The sequence below is a fragment of the Streptomyces sp. NPDC057638 genome (assembly GCF_042800315.1).
In the GTDB taxonomy this organism is placed as follows: domain Bacteria; phylum Actinomycetota; class Actinomycetes; order Streptomycetales; family Streptomycetaceae; genus Streptomyces.
Genome location: NZ_JBHVHF010000365.1, coordinates 1 through 6,788 on the forward strand (window position 1 = coordinate 1; position 6,788 = coordinate 6,788).

A 6,788-nucleotide genomic window follows, 5' to 3' on the forward strand; every position below is an offset into this window, starting at 1 on the left:
TCCGGGCCCTGCCCGGGGCCGGCGCGAAGGCCGTGGCGCGCCACGGCCGACGCGACACCCGTGGCCCACGGCCCGCCCGCACGCGGTCCGTACACCTCGGTCGGCGGCCGGGTTCGACGCGGAACCCGCCCGCCACGCACGCGTACGGAAGCACGGCGGCCGTACACCACGACGGCGTACGGAAGCACCGGCGCCCTACGCCATGAGCACGTACGGAGGCACCGCCCCCGTACACCACGCACGAACGCGTACGGAGGCACCGCCGCCGTACACCACGCACGCGTACGGAACACCGCTTCCGTACGCCATCGACGCACGCGGAACACCAGGGCCGCACCAGGGCGGGAACCGGGGCCGTACGCCCCGGACGCGGACAGGACAGCGGGGCCGTACGCCCCGGATGACAGGGGGAACGGTGTCACAGGAGAACGCGCGGAGAGGCGGCCACGGCGGCCGCCCCCGGGGGCAACGGGGCCAGGGGCGCGGCAAGCGCCGGATACTGCGCTGGGCCGCCGCCGTCACCTCGGTCCTCATACTGGGCACCGCCGCCGCGGGCTACCTCTACTACGAGCATCTCAACGGCAAGCTCCGCCGGGACGAGCTGACCCTCGGCGGCAGCATGCCCGACCACAAGGCCAACTCCCGGGGCCAGACCCCGCTCAACATCCTCCTGATCGGCTCGGACGCCCGGAACTCGGCCGCCAACCAGCGGCTCGGCGGCGCGAAGAAGACCTTCGGGGCCGCGCCCCTCGCCGATGTGCAGATGCTGCTCCACCTCTCCGCCGACCGCTCCCACATCTCGGTGGTGAGCATGCCGCGCGACACCGTCGTCCGGATCCCCGAGTGCAAGGACCCCGACAGCGGCAAGACCTACCCCGCGACAGAGCGCGTCCTGACCAACCAGTCCCTCGGGCGCGGTGGCCCCGGCTGCACGGTCGCCACCTGGCACGAGCTGACCGGGATCACCATCGACCACTTCATCATGATCGACTTCGCGGGTGTGGTCTCGATGGCGGACGCCATCGGCGGCGTCCCGGTCTGTGTCACCGACAACGTGCACTCCCGCAACGCCCAGGGCGAGGGCTCCGGCCTCAAGCTCCGCAAGGGCACCACCTACGTCAAGGGCGAGCAGGCGCTGGAGTGGCTCCGTACCCGCTACGGCTTCGAGGACGGCACCGACCTGGCCCGCACCAAGGCCCAGCAGCTCTATATGGGCGCGATGGTGCGCGAACTGCGGGAGAACACCAAGCTCACCGACCCCAACAAGCTGCGCAAGCTCGCCGAGGCCGCGATCGACGCGGTCACCGTCGATGACGGCATCGACTCGGTGATGCGGCTGTACGAGGTCGGCGAGGCGCTCAAGACGGTGCCGACCGACCGGATCACCATGGCCACCATGCCCAACGCGTACACCGATCTGCCCGGGTTCGCCGGGAAGGTGGTCCCGAAGGAGGACGAGGCCGAGGAGGTCTTCCGGATGATCCGCGAGGACCGTCCGCTGGACGGCAAGGGCGACCCGGCGAAGAAGCCCCCGGCCTCCGCCGCACCGCCGGTCTCCCGTGACCCCGCCGCCCCCGCGGCGGAGATCTCGGTGATGGTACGCAACGGTACGGGGGGCGACGGGCAGCTCGCCGCGCGCGGCCGGGCGGGCGAGGTCGTCTCCCTGCTCCACACCAAGGGCTTCACCCGGGCGATGGCGGACGCCACCCGGACCCCGGTACCGGCCACGGTGGTCCGCTACTCCAATGTGGAGCTGGAGGGGGACGCGCAGGCCGTCGCCAAGACGCTGGGACTGCCGCCCGCCGCCGTGAAGCGGTCGACGGACGTCACGGGCATCGCGCTGATCGTCGGCGCGGACTGGCGGGAGGGCGCGGTCTATCCGAAGGCGGCGCCCACGACGGCCCCCACCAAGGCCCCGACCTCGGCGAACCCCCTCAACGGCGAGGCGAAGGGGTGTATGCGGGTCCAGCCCGGCTTCACCTGGAGCGAGTAGCGGGAGCTGGTGGCGCGGGCCCGTCCCCCCTCCCGGGGGCGGCGGGCGACCGGCCCGGACGGACCACGGTCGGCGCCGTCTGAGGGGCTCGGAGGCCCCCGCCGCCGGGCGGGCGCGCGGAGTTCCCGACGGGCGCGGCGGAGTCCCGGCGAGCGGGCGGGGTGTCGTCGGGCGGGCGCTTGAGGGGCATCGGGCGGGCGCTTGAGGGGCATCGGGCGGGCGCGCGGAGTTCCGGCGTGCCGTGGCGGGCCCGGCCGACGGGCGGCGCGTCGGCCTCCCCCAGCAGGCGCATGACCTTCGCGTTCGCGTTCGCCGACAGCGTGCCGTGGCCGTCAACCCGTACCACGATCGGGTGATGGGAGGCTCTGACGGCGGCATCGAGTACGCCGGGCGTACGCCCGGCGGGGTGGCGTCCACAGGGAGCCGGGGGCCTCACGGACCGGCGCGGCGGCGATCCCGTCGGTGCGGTCCATGACCGGGCCGGGCGTGATCACCACGTCCGTCCCACCGCCGTACTCCTGCTCAGGGAGGTGACGGGCCACGTCGCGCGGACGCCGCTCGCCGGTGCGGGCCGGCCTGATCACAGAGACAGCGGCCGTGGCGCTGATCGGTCGGCCCGTTACCGCGAACGGGGGACACGGAGGCGCGGCGCCCGGGTCGGTGTGACCGGCCGCCGATCGTATCGGCCTACGGTGTGCTGGATTCGCCCTCCTAGCCGTATCCGCCGCCGATTCCCCGCTCTGCCCGCCGCCCGTCACACCGGCGTCTCCACCACCGTGTCCGCGCCGGGGCGGGACCGTCTCCAGGCCGTCACCACACCGTCCCCGACCCGTCTTCCCGTCGTCTCCCAGCCGTCCGATCGCCCCCGGTCCACCCTTGACCGCGTTGACCCTCGATCAGCCTCATTCACCCTCGTTCACTCTCAATCGCTCTCGTTCACCCTCGTTCACCCTCGTTCGCCCTCGACTCCCCCGAACCCGCCGCCGGAGGTCGCGCCCGGGTTCCCCGCCCCCCGTACCGCCATCGCCACGGAGGTCTCCACCGTGCCCGTGCCGCCCCCCTCCCCCCGTCCCCGGCCGCGCCCCGGGCCCCGGGCCAGACGGCCCGTGGTCGCGAGACCGCGCTGGGGACTGCGGCTGGCCACCACCCTCTCGGTGCTGGTGCTGGGCGCGGGCGCGCTGGGACACGCGGTGGTGACCAGCCTGGACACCGGTATCGCCCGGGTCGACCCCTTCCGTGACATGAAGAACCGGCCCGAAGGGGGCCATGGGATGAACCTGCTGCTCGTCGGCACCGACGGCCGGGACAAGATCACCCAGGACGAGAAGGAGCGCTACCGCCTCGGCGGCGCGCCCTGTCACTGCACGGACACCGTGATGCTGGTCCATATCTCCCGCGAACGGGAGCGGGCCAGTGTGGTGAGCCTGCCGAGGGACAGCTTCGCCGAGGCCCCCGCCCACACCGACCGCACCACCGGGAAGCCGCACCGGGCCCATCCGGTGAAGCTGAACGCCGCGTACGCCGAGGGCGGGCCCGCGCTGACCGTCCGTACCGTCGAGCACATGACCAAGGTGAAGATCGACCACTATCTGGAGGTCGACTTCACCAGCTTCATGAAGACGGTGGACGCGCTCGGCGGGGTGCGGATCTGCACGGCCCGGCCGATGAGGGACTCCCACACCGGGCTCGACCTGGCGGCCGGGACCCATCGGCTGGACGGCGGCCAGGCACTCCAGTACGTCCGCTCCCGCTATGTCGACAGCGCCTCCGACCTCGGGCGGATGCAGCGGCAGCAGCGTTTCGTGGCCGCGCTGATCGAGCGGGCCACCGAGAGCGGGATACTGCTCAACCCGATGCGGCTGCGGTCGGTGGCCTCGACCATGCTCGGCTCGGTGCGGGCCTCGGAGGGATTCGGGGCCAACGAGATGCTGGCGCTGGCGAAGGCGATGCGGGGCTTCTCGGCCGCCTCGTCGGAGTTCACCTCCGTACCGGTCGGCGCGGGAACCGTCCTGCCGGGCGTGGGCTCGGCGCTGCGCTGGGACACCGCGAAGGCGCAGAAACTGTTCCGCGCGATCCGGGAGGACCGGCCGCTGGCGGCGCACCGCCCCCAGCGGGCCAAGGCGGCCCTGGTCGAGGTCGCACCCCAGCTCATCCGGGTGCAGATCTACAACGGGACCCGCCGCGACGGCCTGGGGCGCACCGTGGACGCGGCCCTGCGGGCGACCGGCTTCGACACCACCCGCGCCCCCAAGAACGGCGACGGCGCGGAGGTCCGGCGCACCGTCATCTCCTACGACCCGCGCTGGGACCGCTCGGCCCAGTCCCTGGCGACCGCCCTGCCCGGCGCGGAACTGCGTCCGGCCCCGGGCCAGGGCCGCACCCTGCGGGTGACGGCGGGCATGGACTACGACGGCGTGACGCGGGTACGGGCGCAGGACACCCGGCAGGGGGAGTTCGGGGCGGTGACGGGAGACGAGGTGACCTGCCCCTGAGCGGCGCGGGCCGGGGCGGTTTCCAGGCCCCGCCCCACCCCGTACTCCCACCTCGGTCGGCACGCGGCCGACCGGGGCTGTCTCACTCGTCGATGCCCTCGGCGGCGCGGCGCTCGCGCAGCTCGCGGATCGCGCGGCGGCGGGCGAGACGGTGGGTGCGGCGGATCTGGGCCTCCTGGTAGCGGCGGCGGTCGCGCTCGCTCTCCGCTATGACCGGCGGTACGGCGCGGGGGCGGCCGTCCCCGTCGACGGCGGCGAAGACCAGATAGGCGGAGCCGACCTGCTGGGCAGGGGTCGACTCGTTCCACCGCTCGGCCATGACCCGGACACCGATCTCCATGGAGCTGCGCCCGGTCCAGTTGCACTGCGCGCGCACATGGACGAGGTCCCCTACCCGCACCGGCTCCAGGAACACCATCTCGTCCATGGAGGCGGTGACGGCCGGCCCGCCGGAGTGCCGCCCGGCGACGGCGCCCGCCGCGTCATCCACCAGCTTCATGATCACGCCGCCGTGCACCGTACCGAGGAGATTGGTGTCGTTGCCGGTCATGATGTGGCTGAGGGTGGTACGCGAGGCCGAGGTGGGCTTGCCCGGGAGCTCCGGGTCCGGGTGCGGAGCCTGATCTGTCATGCCCTCCACCCTATGCGCGGGTCCTGACCCGCGGAGTGTGACGTCCGCGCCACCGATCGGCCGGTGACCTGCCGTGACGCGGCGTACGGCCGGAGTCCCCGGGCCCCGGCGCGGCGACTCCGGCGGGGAGCCGGGGCGACTCCCCGCGAGATCCGCGCCGAGCACGCCGAGCACGCAGACCGCGCGACCGCACCGACGCCACCCCGGCCCGAGCGGCCCCGGCCGCGCGCCCCCACCCCGCCCGGCCCGGTCCCGTCACCACCCGATCGCGCCCCGGTGGCAATGCGACAGCTTCGCAACAGCCCCGGTCCGATTTCCCCACCCGGCCTGTCGGTGCCCCCGTGTGGCCCGGCACACTTACCCGCATGAACGATTGGCCCGATGGATACGGACGCGGCAGCCAGGGCCCCGAGCCCGAGGGCGCTCGCGTAATGCGCCATGTGCAGCGACGACCGGTCCCGCAGCAGCAGTCGCAGGGGCAGGACGACGCCTATGGCGCCCCCTACGACAGCGGCTACAACACGGGCCAGGTCTATGGCACGCCCGCCCGCTCCCGGGGCGCCCAGCCGCCGCCCCCGACCCGGCCACCGACCCCGCCGCCGGGCCACTACGGCGGTCCCGGCCAGCCGGGCCCGCCGCCCGGCCCGCCGCGCCCGGCCCCCGACTGGGGCCGCCGGATCAAGATAGGTTCGATCGCCCTCGCCACGACCCTGCTGGTGGTCGGCGTGGGAACGTACTTCTGGGCCGACGGCAAGGTCCGCCGCGAGGTCGACCTCTCCAAGGTCGTCGAGCGCCCCGGCGAGGACGACTGCACCACCTATCTGATCGTCGGCTCCGACAGCCGCGAGGGCATGACGTCCGACGACAAGAAGCGGCTGCGCACCGGCTCCGCCGAGGGCAAGCGCACCGACTCGATGATGGTCCTCGCCGACTGCTCCGGCGGGACCACGATGATCTCGCTGCCGCGTGACTCGGACGTGGAGATCCCCTCGTACAAGGGCTCGGACTCCGGCAAGCTCTTCCCGGCCCAGGGGCGCCGGGTGAAGCTGAACGCCGCGTACGCGGAGGACGGTCCCGAGCTGCTGGTGCGCACCGTCGAGCACAACATGCATCTGCGGATCGACCACTACGCCGAGATCGGCTTCGCGGGCTTCGCCAACATCGTGGACGCCCTCGGCGGGGTCGAGATGGACATCCCGAAGGCGTTCAAGGACAAGAAGTCCGGCGCCGACTTCCAGGCGGGCAAGCAGGAGCTGGACGGCGAGCAGGCGCTCGCCTTCGTCCGCACCCGCTATGCCTTCGGCGAGGGCGATCTGGCCCGTACCAAGAACCAGCAGAAGTTCCTCGCCACCCTCGCCAACCAGGCGGCGACCCCGACCACGGTCCTCAACCCGTTCCGGCTCTACCCGGTGATGGGCGCGGGCCTGGACACGCTGATCGTGGACACGGAGATGTCGCTGTGGGACCTGAGCCAGATGTTCTTCGCGATGAAGGGCGTCACGGGCGGTGACGGCACCTCGATGAACATGCCGATCTCCGGCTCCCGGGGCGGCAACCTGGTCTGGGACAAGGAGAAGGTCGCCCAGCTGGTCCAGCAGATCCGCAACGACGAGAAGGTCACCGTGTCGGGCGGCTGACGGCGGTGGGGTGGTACGGGGGGCGCGTCCGACGG

The 6,788-nt window shown here is 73.1% G+C and carries 4 protein-coding genes; 3 read left to right on the plus strand and 1 reads right to left on the minus strand.

Going from position 1 to position 6,788, the window contains the following annotated elements:
- Positions 1 to 202: 202 nt before the first annotated feature.
- The gene (locus tag ACFVIM_RS30935) at positions 203 to 1,993 is read left to right on the plus strand and encodes an LCP family protein (protein WP_384308370.1); all 1,791 of its coding nucleotides are present in this window, start codon (positions 203 to 205) and stop codon (positions 1,991 to 1,993) included.
- A gap of 1,106 nt (positions 1,994 to 3,099) precedes the next feature.
- Positions 3,100 to 4,485, plus strand: a complete 1,386-nt coding sequence (locus ACFVIM_RS30940; protein WP_384308373.1) for an LCP family protein — start codon at positions 3,100 to 3,102, stop codon at positions 4,483 to 4,485.
- An 82-nt stretch (positions 4,486 to 4,567) separates the two neighbouring features.
- On the opposite strand, the gene ACFVIM_RS30945 is transcribed toward ACFVIM_RS30940, so the two are convergent.
- A complete protein-coding gene (locus tag ACFVIM_RS30945; RefSeq protein WP_384308376.1) occupies positions 4,568 to 5,116 on the minus strand; it encodes an acyl-CoA thioesterase in 549 nt (182 codons plus the stop codon).
- Between the two features lie 365 nt (positions 5,117 to 5,481).
- On the opposite strand from ACFVIM_RS30945, the gene ACFVIM_RS30950 reads away from it, so the two are divergent.
- Positions 5,482 to 6,753 carry an LCP family protein gene (locus ACFVIM_RS30950; RefSeq protein ID WP_384308379.1) on the plus strand — a complete coding sequence of 424 codons (1,272 nt, stop codon included), beginning with the start codon at positions 5,482 to 5,484 and terminating at the stop codon, positions 6,751 to 6,753.
- Positions 6,754 to 6,788: the final 35 nt, after the last annotated feature.

What these genes read in the sequence shown, in the direction of transcription:
- ACFVIM_RS30945 (WP_384308376.1), bottom strand. Translation starts at nt 5,116, where the DNA reads ATGACAGATCAGGCTCCGCACCCGGACCCGGAGCTCCCGGGCAAGCCC.
- ACFVIM_RS30950 (WP_384308379.1), top strand. Translation starts at nt 5,482, where the DNA reads ATGAACGATTGGCCCGATGGATACGGACGCGGCAGCCAGGGCCCCGAG.
- ACFVIM_RS30935 (WP_384308370.1), top strand. Translation starts at nt 203, where the DNA reads ATGAGCACGTACGGAGGCACCGCCCCCGTACACCACGCACGAACGCGT.